We start from the raw sequence: 14,648 nt of genomic DNA, 5'->3' as shown, positions 1-14,648 counted from the left end.
TTAAAGTGTTGTGCTAATTAATACGATGATTAAAGCAGGACAAACGAATTTCACATAAACAGGCCATACTTTCCAGAAAATACCATCTGCGTCTGCGCCGTCTTGGCCTTTAATCTCAGCCAATAGGTTATTACGATTCCATACCCAACCAACAAAGATTGCTAAACCTAAGCATACAAGCGGTTGTGTGATTTCAGTCGCTAGCTTAATCATAAAGCCAAACATAAAGTCGAAGTTACTCACAACAGACATTGCTAATAGCGTTAACGCTGCGCCCACAATCCAAGTTACTTTCTTACGTGGCATTGACGTTTTATCCACAATATAACTCGTTGGTACTTCAACGACTGACATTGCCGACGTTAATGCTGCAACAGACATAAGAGCAAAGAAGATAATCGCAACAACATGCTCTGCAGCACCCATCGTCGCAAACAATGCAGGTAATACTGTAAACACTAATGTGTCAGAACTAAGTAAGTTACCGTCCGCATCAAAAATCGTCACACCATTATGCTTAGCAACATACATAGCAGGTAAGATTAACATTGCAGCTAAGAAGGCTACACCTGTATCCATAAAGGTTACGTGTACCGCTAGCTTACTGATGTTTTCATTTGATTTAAGGTATGAACCGTAGATCATCATTGCGCCCGTACCGATCGATAACGAGAAGAATGTCTGACCAAGTGCACCAATGATCACATCTGGGTGCATTACTTTTTCAAAATCGACAGTGAATAACGCTTTAACACCTTCACTTGCACCTGGTTGGAACAAGATATAAATAACACTCGCAATCAAGATAGCGAACAATAGTGGCATTAGACGCTTCGACCATTTTTCAATACCGTCTTGTACGCCTTTTTGAATAACGTAAACACACATCAATGCAAATACTAAGGTAAATACGATATTACGCGATAGCGAGAAATCAATTAACCAACGGCTTGCTTCATCAGCACCTACCATAGTAGCAATCGGCGCTAGCGTGTTACTCACGAACCAGCCAGAAAGCACAGCGTAGAAGCTGAAGATCATTGCAGCACAGATAATAGAAGCAAGACCAATCAAGCTACCAACCATTTTAGTCGCAGGTGAACGACCTAATTTAGCCATCGCGTCAGCTGGATTAGTTTGGCCGTGACGACCAACCATTAGCTCCGCAACTAACATTGGATAACCCAATAAGAAGATCAGGAACATGTACACCATTAAAAAGGCGCCACCACCATTACTTGCAGCTTGCGTAGGGAAACCCCAAATATTACCAACACCAACAGCAGAGCCTGCCGCCGCCATTATAAAACCAAAACGCGAACCAAAATGTCCTCGAGATGCCCCATCATTATTCTGTATTGCTGCCATTTATCCGTACCATGTTTGCTAAATCCAATTAATAAAGGATTTATACCTAAAAAAACAGTAAAGGCAACAATTAAAAACTATAAAATTACATAAAAGATAGGTTTTAAAACCAACATTCATACAATTCAAGCAATCAAAAGCTACAAATTAAACCTACGTTGAAATTAAATTGCTAAAACAATGAGGTCACACACTAATAATGGTAGACCCTGCTAAAGCATTAAAATAAAAAATAACTCCTGTTTACTTACGTGATCAAATCAACTGGTTACTATTTATACTTAATATCTTTCTGAATACATTATCCTCATCATTTAGTGCATTTTAAAATCCAGTCTATAAATAGAGAAGGTTTGATGTCTGAACTAATAAATATCGATTTTCAGCACAATCAACTTCTCGATGATATTTCAGCGTCAATACACTATAAATAAAGAAATAACCGCTGAAAACTCGATAACACCACTAATTAAGTACTCAAAACTAGGCATTTAATCCAATTTTGTAATGAAAGTCTCAAAACCAGCGCTCAAATATAGTTGAGCCCCATGATTACTAGTGTGATCTACATCCATAAAAAAATGATACCAAATTGTTAAAAATCACAAAACTACCCACAAATGGCTATAATCGTACTTTATCAAACTTTATAGGAACAAGCATTCAACTGAACACCACCAATACCACAGGATAAAACACTCCAGAAACACTTCAGACAAGCAAAACACAGCACAAATACAATCACAAGGTTAATAAATATACTAATATAACTATTGTTAATAAAAAACACGTAAAACATCAAATTATTTTGATAAATACGGGTTATTTTTTAGGTTCAGAGCCAAAAAGAGATCTGCATCACTTTAAATAATACTCAGATCATTATCCTATGCAGCAGTTGAGATTAAGCACAAAAATAAACAGGTGAAACGATATGTCAGAGCAAGCAACTAAAACGATTAAGGACAGCACTACGAACGCTGCTAAATGGAACGCAGCAGACACAACATGGGTATTAAGTTTATTCGGCACAGCAGTAGGTGCTGGTGTTTTATTCTTACCTATTAAAGCAGGCTTAGGTGGTTTTTGGCCATTAGTAGCTCTAGCATTGCTTGCAGGTCCAATGACGTGGTTAGCGCATAGATCACTTGCTCGTTTCGTTCTATCATCAAAAAATCCAAATGCAGACATCACTGATGTTGTTGAAGAACATTTTGGTAAAGGCGCTGCAAAATTAATTACATTTGCTTACTTCTTTGCTATCTACCCTATCGTATTAATCTACGGTGTTGGTATTACAAATACATTTGAAAGCTTCATTGTTAACCAACTTGATATTTTCACTGAAATCCCACGCCTAGCGGCTGATGGCGCACCAATGCTTAATGAAGCGGGTGTTCAATTAATGGATAAAGTAAGCGGTATCCCACGTTGGTTACTATCTGGTGGTCTAATTTTAGCAATGACTGCACTGATTCTATTCGGTAAAGAGTTAATGCTTAAAGCAACATCTGCATTAGTTTACCCACTAGTATTCATCTTATTCGGTTTATCACTATTCTTAATTCCAAGCTGGAATACAAGTATGATCACAGTGGTACCTGAAGCATCATCTTTCTTACCAGCTATCTGGTTATCGATTCCACTGATTGTGTTCTCATTCAACCACTCTCCAGTAATCAGCCAGTTTGCTAAAGCACAACGTGCAACTTACGGTGACAACGCAGTACAAAAAACTGACCTTATCTGTAAACGTGCTGGTCAAATGCTACTTGGTTTCGTAATGCTATTCGTATTCTCTTGTGTGTTATCACTATCACCAGAGCAACTAGCAGAAGCGAAGGCACAAAACATCTCAATCCTGTCTTACCTTGCAAACGTACATGACTCAGTATTAATTCAATACTTTGGTCCTTTCGTAGCATTCGCAGCGATTACGTCTAGCTACTTCGGTCACTACTTAGGTGCTCAAGAAGGTCTAAACGGTCTAGTTAAGCAAGTTGCACCAAAAGCATCTGAAGGTAACATTAATAAATTCTCTATCGTATTCATCGTACTAACTACATGGGCTGTAGCGATTATCAACCCAAGTGTACTAGGTCTTATCGAAACAATTGGCGCACCAATGATTGCAGCTATCTTGTTCCTAATGCCAATGTACGCAATCAAGAAAGTACCTGCGATGCAAAAATATGGTAGCTCTAAAGCAGCAAACATCTTCGTTACTATCTGTGGTCTAATGGCTATCACTTCAGTAATCTACGGTTCATTCTAAACCGTAAGTAAAAAGTACTGTAAGTAACAGTTAAACGAACAAAACCGGCGAGTCACCTCGCCGGTTTTTTTGTATCTGGGTTTTATGTATCACTTAATTATTCTAGAACTCAATGCCTACGATTTTTTCTTTATATCATCTAACTCTTCAACACTAGCGTCACTGTCGGCAAATTCTCGAGTGGCAATATCAGTAGACGACTCAACGCCCACTTGTTTATCTATAGTAGAAAATAAAAGGTAAATAATTACCCCCCAAAATACCGCTATTGAAATAGGCATGACCGAATTAAACGCATAAAAACCAAACATATATATTCCACTCCAAAAATTGACGCTAGCTGCTAGATACTTTGTAGCAAACTTGACTTGATACAAAGATTAAGGTTTTCCTTAACCGTAAGGTCAATAATATTTTAAAACTAAAACCAAATTAAATAGTGAACGAAACCAGTGACCTGCCGCACCAGCTTCTGTATCGGTATTTCATCACGTCGTTAATGCTTATCGCGTTCAACATCTTTACTTTGATCATCTTTTTCTTTCTTACTGTCACAGCCCATCATTTTCATCATAAAGAACATCATCACCACACATAGAACGAGCGGTACAAGTAAACTACTGCCTATCGCCACAAGTGATATATTCCCCACGAAAGCAAAATAAGCTAACGGCAAACCTAGACACAGCACTAACATCAATTTACACAGTTTATTCATTTTCATAATTTTTCACCTTTTATAATTTCAATTTTTAGCTAACGTCGGATATATGGCCGAGGCGCCTACAGTTTTTTCTTTATTTCATCTAACTCTTCAGCAGTGATATCACCATTAGCGAACCGTCGCTTTGCGATATCAACGGGTGACTCCACACCCACCTTCTTCTCTAAACCAGAAAATAAGACATAGAAAATTAATCCCCAAAATATCGCCATTGAAATAGGCATTAACCAATTAAATTCATGAAAACCAAACATATGTAACCTCCAAAAGTTTAAATATATTACTGCTACCTGCTACCAATTACCTGTTTCAGGTTTGACCTTGAGACAAACGATAAGCTTTACCTTAGCTGTAAGGTAAAGCTTATTTCTTGAATATTTTTAAATTAATTTAATTACCACAAAAGCTTTACCTTACAGCTAGGGTAATAGTTAATCTTTATCTCGTTAACTAAATAAACAACACAACTCATAAAGGTGAAAATATGAAACGCTCAATTCTTATTGTTACAGCTGCACTCATTGCAATCCCGACTCTAGCGCTTGCTAATGTAAACATGCCAATTAAAGAAAACACCCACACGCAATCGATAACAGAAATGCCATGCTCTGACACCCATCAAGAAATGATGACGAAAATGGCAGATCCACAAGTAAAAGCAAAAATGATGAATGCAATGGAAGATCCAAAATCAATGATGAAGATGCAGGAAATGAAACACAATTAAGGAGATTGAAATTACGACTAATGAATAAATGTTAATATGAGGATAATGAAATGAACAACTTACAGCATAGACCTGACGTCAATGAAGCTAATCTCGTCACTCGTAATCTGCGTTTAAGTAATGTAGTCAATCGTAATGAGCTTATCAATGAAATAGATCAGCTCACTGGAATTGATGACGTATCATATAAGGATGAAGAAAATAAAATATACCTCGCCTACGATGCCAGTAATCTTTGTTTAGACGATATTGAAGACATTATTCGAAAACATGGGACTGATATTCACGACGATTGGTGGACTCATACCAAACAGAGTTTCTACAAATTTGTCGATCAAAATGTCAAAGACAATGCAGAACACACAGCAATATGCTGTCACAAACCACCATTAAGAACCACAATAAATAAACCCAAATGATCTCAAAATAAAAATGATACAGACCACCCTATTTGCCTATTCAAGCGTCATTCAAAATATCTATAATTGCTTATCTTAAGTTTAGCCATATTAAAGATAAGCAATTATGACCGAGTACTATCCCTACTACTATCTCTAGTACTATCTCTAGTATTAATTTTCCTGTCTTCTTTTCGCCACACTCTAAATTAGCTTTCATGCAATGCTAACGTTTACCACTATATCTCCCCCTCCCACTTTCAATTATTCCGTTCCGCATATTTAAGCCTTTATTTCGATATATTCAATTAAATGCCAAACAAGATTGACCTTACGGTTAGGGTAATGGTTACTCTTAACTTAATCCATGAATTTAACTCGCTAAATAAGCGAACAATATTTAAATCACATAAAAGGATACTGCTAATGAATAAGCCCAAAGACAGTCTCAATTGTCATGAGTTAGTTGTAGAAGGCGCTAGCTGCGCAAGTTGTGTTGGTAAAATAGAAGAAGCACTAAAAACAATTAATGGTGTTGAAAGTGCACAAATGAACTTCGCACTAAGAACCGTTTCAGTAACAGGAAACGTTAGCCCTGACACGCTAATTAAAAAAATTCAGTCGTTAGGTTATGACGCAAAAAGCACAAGTGATGCAACAGATGAACAATTATTGGATGAGAAAGAAGCCGCGGATCAAACATATTATCGCCTGTTATTAAAACAGGTAACAATCGCCCTTACTCTGGGTGTTCCCCTTATGATTTATAGTCTGCTCGGGGGGCCAATGACCGTCGATACCACTTTGGAACGTGGTATTTGGTTATTCATCGGTCTGTTGTGTGCAGGCATCATGTATTTCTCTGGTAAACACTTCTTTATCGGCGCCTGGAAATCCTTTGTTAATCATAACGCCAATATGGACACCTTAATTGCATTAGGTACCGGCACCGCTTGGCTTTACTCCATGGTCGTTGTTCTTTTCCCATTTATCATCCCCGAAATGGCACGCCATGTTTACTTTGAAGCAAGTGCGATGATAATCGGTTTAATTAACTTAGGCCTAGCATTAGAAGTGAAAGCCAGAGGCCGAACCAGTGACGCTATCAAACGCTTAATCGGCTTACAAGCCAAAACAGCTCGCGTTATTCGTGACAATAAAGAAATAGATATTCCGATTGAAGATGTGGTTTTTGACGATGTATTACGTGTTAGACCCGGAGAAAAAGTACCTGTGGATGGCACCGTCATTCAAGGGGATACCTCAATCGATGAGTCGATGCTAACTGGCGAGCCAATGCCTGTTGAAAAGCGAATTGACGATGAAATCATTGCAGGGACAATCAATAAGTCGGGGTCAATATTATTCAAAGCGACCCGAATTGGGAAAGACACGGCGCTAGCACAAATCATCAATATGGTTAAAAAAGCGCAAAACTCTAAACCACCGATTGGTCGTTTAGCTGATGTGATATCGGCATACTTTGTACCTGCGATTATGATCATTTCAGTTGTCAGCGCATTGGTATGGCTTAACTTTGGCCCTGACTCTGCTGTTGCATTTGCCATTATATCAGCCAGTACTGTACTTATTATTGCTTGCCCTTGCGCACTTGGCTTAGCGACACCTATGTCTGTCATGGTTGGGATTGGCAAGGCAGCTGAAGCCGGTGTTCTTATCCGTAATGGCGAAGCACTGCAAACAGCATCAAAGATTACAACAATGATTTTGGATAAAACAGGCACTATTACCGAAGGATCACCAAAAGTGACCGATATTGTAGTCACAAATAACATCTATACCGAAGACGCTATATTAAATATTGCCGCCAACATTGAACAAAGTTCTGAGCACCCTTTAGCGCAAGCGATTGTTGATTCAGCCACAGAGCGTAACCTTAGCTTAGAAGACGTGAATAATTTCGAGGCTATTTCAGGCCGCGGCATTAAAGCGGACTTTAAAGGACAGCAGTTACTTTTCGGTAATGAAAAGCTCATGACTGAAAATAGAATAAACCTTGATAAATACATAGAAACAGCACAAGAGCTTGCTAACGATGCAAAAACACCTATGTATCTCGCGGTTGATAATAAACTGAGTGCGATTATCGCGGTATCCGACCCAATCAAAAAAGATTCTATATCAGCGATAAAACGTCTTCAAAACAATGGTATTCGCGTGATTATGTTAACCGGTGATAACAGAGCGACAGCCCAAGCTGTTGCAAAACAAGTTGGGATCACTGAATTCGTCGCTGAAGTACTACCTGAAGATAAATCGAATAAGGTAGCAGAGTTACAAAGTCAGGACGAAATCGTTGGTATGACTGGCGATGGCATCAACGACGCACCTGCATTAGCACTCGCAAACGTCGGATTTGCCATCGGCACCGGAACAGATGTCGCGATTGAAAGCGCGGATATTACCTTAATGCGCGGTTCGCTTCATGGTCTGGCCGATGCCATCGCAGTCAGTAAAGTAACGCTAAGAAATATTAAACAAAATCTTGTTGGTGCTTTCGTTTATAACGCTGCAGGTGTACCGATTGCAGCGGGCGTGCTCTACCCATTCTTTGGTCTATTACTTAGCCCAGTAGTCGCAGGTGCGGCAATGGCCTTATCATCATTAACCGTTGTGATGAATGCAAATAGATTACGTTTATTTAAACCACAAAATCACTAGAACTTAGAAAAGAGAGCTTAATATGATACTTATAAACACGTTAGGATTAGGGCTAATTGCATTCATTGTTTGGTGGTTTTGGATTTACAAACCTACCAACGCGGCAGAGTTAACCGAAAAATAAATAATGACAAAAATGCCCATCAATATATTACTGATGGGCATTTTTGTATCTTAGTTTTATTGCAACAATACAGGATTAAACGACCTTAATACCCGCTGACATTAAACGCTCAGGTGCCAGCAATACACTTTCTGATTCATCTTCAGTCTCTGCACACAGCAACATACACTCTGACGTTTCGCCACGCATTTTAGCTTTAGCAAGGTTGCATAAAACCACGACTTGTTTACCCAATAACTCAGCTTCTGTGTAATAAGGGACTAGGCTGGTTACTGTCTGTAGGCTCTGCTCACCAACATCAATTTGCACAATATACAGCTTATCCGCATTGTCATGACGTTTAACGTCTGTGATATTTCCGACACGAATATCTAATTTTGCAAAATCACCGTATGCAATTGTTTCCATTTTACTTTATCCTTAATTCCAATTTAGTGTTAACGTTTACATTATCAGCACTGTGTTATTGTTCAAGCAAAGTAAGTAAAACATTTACTAAAGTTTTAACCAGATCAAATTAAAGGATTAAAAACACCATTATGGCAACGATTAAAGATGTAGCAAAAGCAGCTGGCGTATCAGTTGCCACGGTTTCCAGAGTCGTCAACAAATCACCGAAAGCAAGCAAAGCAGCGATTACTTCAGTTAATGCGGCAATGAAACAACTAAGCTACCGCCCTAACGCCAATGCGCGTGCGCTGGTAAATCAAAGTACCAATACAATCGGTGTTATGGTGGGTGATGTGGCCGATCCTTTTTTTGGCGGTCTGATCAAAGCTGTAGACAGTGTCGCACAAGCCAATAAAAAGCATTTACTGATTGGTAATGGCTACCACGATGCAAAAATAGAAAAAGAAGCACTGGAATTATTAATTAATAACCGCTGTGACTCCCTTGTTATTCACTCAAAGGGACTGAGTAATCAAGAGCTGATTCAATTTGCAGAAGAAGTTCCCGGCTTAGTTCTCATTAACCGCCATATACCTGAAATAGCAGATCGCTGCATTGCCCTCGATAATCAGCATGGTGCCGAACTCGCAACAAGGTACTTGCTTGAGCAGGGTCATCAACATATTGCTTATATTAATTCATCCCATGATATTGACGATTCTCATGATCGTAAAGCAGGCTATCTTCACGCGTTAACCCGCAATAATATCACCCCAAATCAAGATTATATGATTGCAGCACAACCGACAGATGAAGGTGGTGAGATGGGCATGAACACACTATTATCACGCAACCTACCGATTACAGCCGTGGTTTGTTATAACGATTATATGGCTGCGGGAGCATTATCTGCACTCGAAAAAAACAACATCACAGTACCAAGTGAGATTTCTCTTATGGGGTTTGATAACGGCCTGATAGCCAAATATCTTCATCCAAAACTGAGCACGATTGACTACCCTATTCAACACATGGCAAAGCAAGCCGCAGAATTATCATTAGCACTTGCCAAGGGAGATAATAGCGACATTAAAGGGCAGATATTTGAAGGGACATTAGTAGAGCGATTGTCTGTAAAACAACAATAATGTGGCGATTAAACCAAATAGTATGACCAATAAATAAAAAGATTAACCTAATAGTTAACCTTTTTTATTACTTACGTTATTAATACTTCTTTACGTAATCAACACCTACAAAACAGAATGTTAAACAGTAAACTGATAACACGTTCGGTGCTGATAAGTTTCTGTCGGTTGCAGGATCGTACTTGGGTGATCCCAATGCGGGTTGTTAATGGCATCAGGTAAAAACTGAGTTTCTAACGCAACACCCGCATAGTCTTGATATTCACCACCGATACGATCAGGTGTGCCAGCTAACCAGTTTCCTGTATACAACTGCATCGCAGGTTTCGTGGTAAACACATCTAACGTCATTGTATTATCAGGTGCAGTTAAACGCGCAGCCCGCTCACCAGTGATACATGCTTTCTTTAAAATAAATGCATGATCATAACCTTTCGCCGCTTGCTGATGACTATCTTGCATAAAGTCTTGTTCGATGACTTTCGCTGTATTGAAATCGAAATGACTGCCTGCAACTTGTTGTAGTTCACCCGTTGGAATACCAACTGCATCAATTGGTAAAAAGGCATCACTATTCACTGTTAAGCTATGTCCTAAAGCTTGCTGGCGATTATCAGCGCCCAACAAGTTAAAATAAGCATGGTTGGTCAAATTAATCGGCGTTGCTTGCGTTGTATTGCCACTATAACTGATCACGACTTCATTATTATCAGTAAGCTGGTATTTGACTCGAACCGTTAGCTCTCCCGGAAAACCTTGATCGCCATCGGGTGAAACGAGTTCAAATTCAACACTATTTTCTTGAATACCTTCTGCGGTGTGTTCACATGGATTAATCACTGTCCAGCGACGTTTATCGAAACCAATCGGGCCACCATGCAAGGTATTACCGGCTTGATTTATGTCGACTTGATAATCAACATCACCAATAGAAAATTGACCTTTATTGATACGGTTAGCAACACGCCCGACCGTCACGCCCATATAACTTTGCTGCTGTTGAAAGTCTGCCATATTATGTTGACCAAGCAGTACCTCTCGCAATGCACCGTCTACGGGGACTTTACAGCTTAACCATGCACCGCCAATATCCATTAAGACGATACGCATACCACTCTTATTTATCAGTTCAAACAACTGGGCTGGACGACCATCAAAAGCCGCCTCTGCTGTCATGCTGTCGAACAAACTTGATTGTTCAATCATCATACCTATACCTATACCTATGCCTATACCACAGAAACTAAGCCTATACAGCTGATACTAATCCAGCACCATTTTTAGCTTGGCACACATAAATAGATTCTTTTAAGCCCGTTGCTGGTTCATACAATTCTTCAACTGCACTACGCACAGAATCAACCAATGCAGGTGGCACTAATGCAACAATACAACCACCAAAACCACCACCAGTCATACGCACGCCACCTTCAATACCAATAACGTCTTTCACGATATTAACTAAGGTATCCACTTCCATAACCGTGATTTCAAAATCATCACGCATAGACGCATGTGATTCTGCCATCAATTCAGCCATGCGTTTCATATCACCAGACGCCAATACTGTAGCCGCTTCCTCGGTACGATCATTTTCGGTGATCACATGACGCGCACGCTTGGCAACCATCTCATCCAGTTCATGCTCTTTAGCATTGAATGTCTCAATAGATACATCACGTAGTGCTTTCACACCAAAAATACGCGCAGCTTCTTCACATTGTTCACGACGTGTATTGTATTCAGAATCCACCAGCCCACGTTTTTTGTTCGAGTTAATAATGACCACAGACATATTTTCTGGCATTGATACCGCTGTCGTTTCAAGGCTGCGGCAATCAAGTAACATGGCATGGTTTTCATTGCCTTGTGCAGACACCATTTGATCCATGATGCCGCAGTTACAACCGACAAATTCATTTTCAGCTTGCTGGCCGTTTAACGCCACTTCGGCTTGGCTAATATCTAAATTGTATAGCTCTTTAAATGTTTGACCGATAACCACTTCCAACGCGGCAGATGAGCTTAATCCCGCGCCTTGTGGCACATTACCTGATACCGAAATGTCAGCACCTTTAAATTCAAAACCACGTTCAAGCAAACATTTTACTACGCCACGAATGTAATTCGCCCACATTTTATTGTCTTGAAACTCAATAGGCTGCGTAATATCAAACTCATCCGTTTCATTACCATAATCAACAGATACCACACGTACAATATTGTCATCACGCGTTGCTGCGGCAACGACTGTTTGGTAATTGATTGCACACGGTAATACAAAACCATCATTATAATCTGTGTGCTCGCCAATCAAGTTTACACGACCAGGTGCTTGTACAATATGAGTTGGTGCGTAGTTTAATACTGAGTTAAATGCATTCGTTACGTTTTGAATTAAATTGGTCATCGGTGCCTTCCACATTTTGTAGGGTTCAGAGTGTCTCGTCGAGCGCAGTGTCATCACACTGCGTTTGCCGAGCCTCATTACGATCTTTTTTTTGTAATGACGACGCTTGCTCATCACTGTTATTTTCCATCAATCATCGTTGTTTATAAGTGTTCTTTATAATGTACATCGCTGACATCACGCAGTTTTTGTGCAGCTTGTTCAGCAGTTAAATCACGCTGGCTTTCGGCTAACATTTCATAGCCCACCATGAATTTACGCACCGATGCCGAACGCAGTAATGGCGGATAGAAAAGCGCGTGTAATTGCCAATGTTCAATATCCGTCCCTTCATCAAAAAACGGGGCATAATGCCAACCCATTGAGTAAGGGAATGAACATTTGAATAAGTTATCGTAACGGCTGGTGAGCTTTTTAATCGCTAACGCTAAGTCATCACGCTGCGCTTCACTTAACTCACTCATACGACGAATGTGTGTTTTTGGCAGTAACATGGTTTCGAACGGCCACGCAGCCCAATACGGCACAACAGCAAGCCAATGTTCTGTTTCAACGACTGTACGTTCACCGTCTTTTAATTCTGATTCAACGTAATCAGCTAACAAGTTCGAACCGTGTTCTTGCTGATACGCTTTCAATAGCTTTTCTTTACGTTCGATTTCGTTAGGCAAAAAGCTATTCGCCCATACTTGTCCGTGTGGATGCGGTTGTGAACACCCCATCGCAGAGCCTTTGTTTTCAAACGCTTGCACCCATAAGTAATCTTTACCTAGTTCTTCAATTTGTTCATCCCAAGTATCAATCACACCACGGATCTTTTCCGTTGGTAGCTCAGGTAATGTCTTGCTGTGATCCGGTGAAAAACAAATAACACGGCTTAATCCACGCACACCTTCCGTCTTAAATAACGGGTTCGTTGATTTAGGTGCTTCAGGCGAATGAGGCATCAGCGCAGCAAAGTCATTGCTAAACACATAAGTACCGTCGTAGTCAGGATTATCATCACCCGAAATACGTTTATTGGTTGGACATAAAAAACATTCTTTTTCATACGTCGATAACACTGCTGTTTCAGGTGCTTCGTCTTGGCCACTCCACGGGCGCTTAGCACGGTGTGGTGATACCAGGATCCACTGACCTGTTAGCGGGTTATAACGACGATGCGGATGATCAATCGGATTAAATTCTTGATTTAATTCAGAGCTATATTCTTGCGTAGACATAAGATTAGTATCCTTGTGGATTCGTTGACTGCCAGCGCCATGTATCAGCACTCATTTCCATTACGTTGCGGCTGGCTTTCCAACCTAATTCTTTTTCTGCTTTTTCAGTATTTGCCCAGCACTCCGCAATGTCACCCGCGCGACGTGGGCATAACTGGTAGGGGATCGGCTGGCCAGAAGCTGCAGCAAAGGCATTCACCATTTCTAATACACTCGACCCTTTACCTGTGCCCAAGTTATAAATGTGTAAACCTGACTTTTTACCAACAGCAGTTAATGCCGCAATGTGACCGTCGGCTAAATCCATCACGTGAATATAATCACGAACACCAGTGCCATCTGGCGTTGGGTAATCATCACCAAACACCGATAAAGATTCGCGGCGACCCACTGCAACTTGAGCAATGAATGGCATTAAATTATTTGGGATACCTTGTGGGTCTTCTCCCATGGTGCCAGAGGGATGCGCGCCAACAGGGTTGAAATAACGTAATAAAGTGATGCTCCAATCATTTTCGGCATCGAACAAATCAGAGAAGCATTCTTCAACCATGAACTTACTGCGTCCATAAGGATTGGTAGTGGCACCTGTTGGTGAGTTTTCAGTAATAGGTACGATCTCTGGATCACCATAAACCGTCGCTGACGAACTAAATACAATGCTTTTTACATTGGCTTTTCGCATTGAACGCGCAAGCACTAATGAACCATTCACATTGTTATCATAATATTCCAGTGGTTTTTGTACTGACTCACCGACTGCTTTTAATCCAGCAAAGTGAATAACCGATGAAATAGCATGTTCATTAAAAATACGGTCAAGAAAGACTTCGTCACGTACATCGCCCTGATAAAAAGTCGGACGTACCTTGGTTAACGCTTCAATACGATCGAGCACGGCCAATTTACTGTTATCTAAGTTATCGATAATAATTGGCTCAATACCAGCCTCAATCATCTGTACGCACGTATGGCTGCCAATGTAGCCCATTCCACCTGTTACCAGTACTTTCACAACTAATTCTCCCGTAATTTATAAACACGACGTAAGTGAATCCATAAGATATTTGTGTACCCTACGCCTCAAATGTAAACGTTTCCACAAAAAGTATTACCCATTGGTAAACATTTTACTAAAAGTGAGATTTAGGTATCAAAAACTTTATTTATTAAGTAAAA

At 40.1% G+C, this 14,648-nt stretch carries 14 protein-coding genes; 5 read left to right on the top strand and 9 right to left on the bottom strand.

The genetic code is table 11. The features are described from left to right. Positions 1 to 1,368 carry a sodium-dependent transporter gene (locus tag HWV00_RS05260; RefSeq protein ID WP_211685088.1) on the bottom strand — a complete coding sequence of 456 codons (1,368 nt, stop codon included), beginning with the start codon at positions 1,366 to 1,368 and terminating at the stop codon, positions 1 to 3. A 934-nt stretch (positions 1,369 to 2,302) separates the two neighbouring features. Between HWV00_RS05260 and HWV00_RS05255 the strand changes: the two genes are divergently transcribed. Continuing rightward, positions 2,303 to 3,643, top strand: a complete 1,341-nt coding sequence (locus HWV00_RS05255; protein ID WP_211685087.1) for an HAAAP family serine/threonine permease — start codon at positions 2,303 to 2,305, stop codon at positions 3,641 to 3,643. A gap of 116 nt (positions 3,644 to 3,759) precedes the next feature. On the opposite strand, the gene HWV00_RS05250 is transcribed toward HWV00_RS05255, so the two are convergent. The 3 genes from HWV00_RS05250 to HWV00_RS05240 form a co-directional block, all read right to left on the bottom strand. Next, positions 3,760 to 3,954, bottom strand: a complete 195-nt coding sequence (locus tag HWV00_RS05250) for a hypothetical protein (protein ID WP_211685086.1) — start codon at positions 3,952 to 3,954, stop codon at positions 3,760 to 3,762. Positions 3,955 to 4,139: 185 nt separating this feature from the next. Next, on the bottom strand, positions 4,140 to 4,367 hold the full coding sequence (locus HWV00_RS05245; protein ID WP_255554922.1) for a DUF2933 domain-containing protein: 228 nt from the start codon (positions 4,365 to 4,367) through the stop codon (positions 4,140 to 4,142). 59 nt (positions 4,368 to 4,426) lie between these two features. Next, positions 4,427 to 4,621: an SHOCT domain-containing protein gene (locus tag HWV00_RS05240; protein WP_211685085.1), complete on the bottom strand. Its 195-nt coding sequence runs from the start codon at positions 4,619 to 4,621 to the stop codon at positions 4,427 to 4,429. A 230-nt stretch (positions 4,622 to 4,851) separates the two neighbouring features. On the opposite strand from HWV00_RS05240, the gene HWV00_RS05235 reads away from it, so the two are divergent. From HWV00_RS05235 to HWV00_RS05225, 3 genes are all read left to right on the top strand, one after another. Next, complete coding sequence (locus tag HWV00_RS05235) at positions 4,852 to 5,094, top strand: hypothetical protein (protein WP_211685084.1); 243 nt, start codon at positions 4,852 to 4,854, stop codon at positions 5,092 to 5,094. Between the two features lie 50 nt (positions 5,095 to 5,144). Beyond that, the gene (locus HWV00_RS05230; RefSeq protein WP_211685083.1) at positions 5,145 to 5,513 is read left to right on the top strand and encodes a cation transporter; all 369 of its coding nucleotides are present in this window, start codon (positions 5,145 to 5,147) and stop codon (positions 5,511 to 5,513) included. Between the two features lie 405 nt (positions 5,514 to 5,918). Next, positions 5,919 to 8,174 (top strand): heavy metal translocating P-type ATPase, encoded by a 2,256-nt coding sequence (locus HWV00_RS05225; protein ID WP_211685082.1) that lies wholly within the window; start codon positions 5,919 to 5,921, stop codon positions 8,172 to 8,174. Positions 8,175 to 8,373: 199 nt separating this feature from the next. On the opposite strand, the gene HWV00_RS05220 is transcribed toward HWV00_RS05225, so the two are convergent. Continuing rightward, on the bottom strand, positions 8,374 to 8,706 hold the full coding sequence (locus HWV00_RS05220) for a tRNA-binding protein (RefSeq protein ID WP_211685081.1): 333 nt from the start codon (positions 8,704 to 8,706) through the stop codon (positions 8,374 to 8,376). Positions 8,707 to 8,837: 131 nt separating this feature from the next. On the opposite strand from HWV00_RS05220, the gene HWV00_RS05215 reads away from it, so the two are divergent. After that, on the top strand, positions 8,838 to 9,836 hold the full coding sequence (locus tag HWV00_RS05215; RefSeq protein WP_211685080.1) for a substrate-binding domain-containing protein: 999 nt from the start codon (positions 8,838 to 8,840) through the stop codon (positions 9,834 to 9,836). Between the two features lie 120 nt (positions 9,837 to 9,956). Here the strand turns inward: HWV00_RS05215 and galM are convergent, their stop codons facing one another. The 4 genes from galM to galE form a co-directional block, all read right to left on the bottom strand. Continuing rightward, positions 9,957 to 11,045, bottom strand: a complete 1,089-nt coding sequence (gene galM / locus HWV00_RS05210; protein ID WP_211685079.1) for a galactose-1-epimerase — start codon at positions 11,043 to 11,045, stop codon at positions 9,957 to 9,959. Between the two features lie 40 nt (positions 11,046 to 11,085). Then, positions 11,086 to 12,246: a galactokinase gene (gene galK, locus HWV00_RS05205; RefSeq protein ID WP_211685078.1), complete on the bottom strand. Its 1,161-nt coding sequence runs from the start codon at positions 12,244 to 12,246 to the stop codon at positions 11,086 to 11,088. A 143-nt stretch (positions 12,247 to 12,389) separates the two neighbouring features. After that, a complete protein-coding gene (locus HWV00_RS05200; protein ID WP_211685077.1) occupies positions 12,390 to 13,469 on the bottom strand; it encodes a UDP-glucose--hexose-1-phosphate uridylyltransferase in 1,080 nt (359 codons plus the stop codon). 4 nt (positions 13,470 to 13,473) lie between these two features. Continuing rightward, a complete protein-coding gene (gene galE / locus HWV00_RS05195) occupies positions 13,474 to 14,484 on the bottom strand; it encodes a UDP-glucose 4-epimerase GalE (RefSeq protein ID WP_211685076.1) in 1,011 nt (336 codons plus the stop codon). Between the last annotated feature and the right edge of the window lie 164 nt (positions 14,485 to 14,648).

It is taken from the genome of Moritella sp. 24, from assembly GCF_018219155.1.
GTDB lineage: Bacteria > Pseudomonadota > Gammaproteobacteria > Enterobacterales > Moritellaceae > Moritella.
Note: the sequence above shows the minus strand (reverse complement) of the source record. Positions and strands in the feature narration are given on the sequence as shown.

Excerpts from the sequence above, each read along its gene's own strand:
- HWV00_RS05260 (WP_211685088.1), bottom strand. The coding sequence starts at position 1,368 with ATGGCAGCAATACAGAATAATGATGGGGCATCTCGAGGACATTTTGGT.
- HWV00_RS05255 (WP_211685087.1), top strand. The coding sequence starts at position 2,303 with ATGTCAGAGCAAGCAACTAAAACGATTAAGGACAGCACTACGAACGCT.
- HWV00_RS05250 (WP_211685086.1), bottom strand. The coding sequence starts at position 3,954 with ATGTTTGGTTTTTATGCGTTTAATTCGGTCATGCCTATTTCAATAGCG.
- HWV00_RS05245 (WP_255554922.1), bottom strand. The coding sequence starts at position 4,367 with ATGAAAATGAATAAACTGTGTAAATTGATGTTAGTGCTGTGTCTAGGT.
- HWV00_RS05240 (WP_211685085.1), bottom strand. The coding sequence starts at position 4,621 with ATGTTTGGTTTTCATGAATTTAATTGGTTAATGCCTATTTCAATGGCG.
- HWV00_RS05235 (WP_211685084.1), top strand. The coding sequence starts at position 4,852 with ATGAAACGCTCAATTCTTATTGTTACAGCTGCACTCATTGCAATCCCG.
- HWV00_RS05230 (WP_211685083.1), top strand. The coding sequence starts at position 5,145 with ATGAACAACTTACAGCATAGACCTGACGTCAATGAAGCTAATCTCGTC.
- HWV00_RS05225 (WP_211685082.1), top strand. The coding sequence starts at position 5,919 with ATGAATAAGCCCAAAGACAGTCTCAATTGTCATGAGTTAGTTGTAGAA.
- HWV00_RS05220 (WP_211685081.1), bottom strand. The coding sequence starts at position 8,706 with ATGGAAACAATTGCATACGGTGATTTTGCAAAATTAGATATTCGTGTC.
- HWV00_RS05215 (WP_211685080.1), top strand. The coding sequence starts at position 8,838 with ATGGCAACGATTAAAGATGTAGCAAAAGCAGCTGGCGTATCAGTTGCC.
- galM (WP_211685079.1), bottom strand. The coding sequence starts at position 11,045 with ATGATGATTGAACAATCAAGTTTGTTCGACAGCATGACAGCAGAGGCG.
- galK (WP_211685078.1), bottom strand. The coding sequence starts at position 12,246 with ATGACCAATTTAATTCAAAACGTAACGAATGCATTTAACTCAGTATTA.
- HWV00_RS05200 (WP_211685077.1), bottom strand. The coding sequence starts at position 13,469 with ATGTCTACGCAAGAATATAGCTCTGAATTAAATCAAGAATTTAATCCG.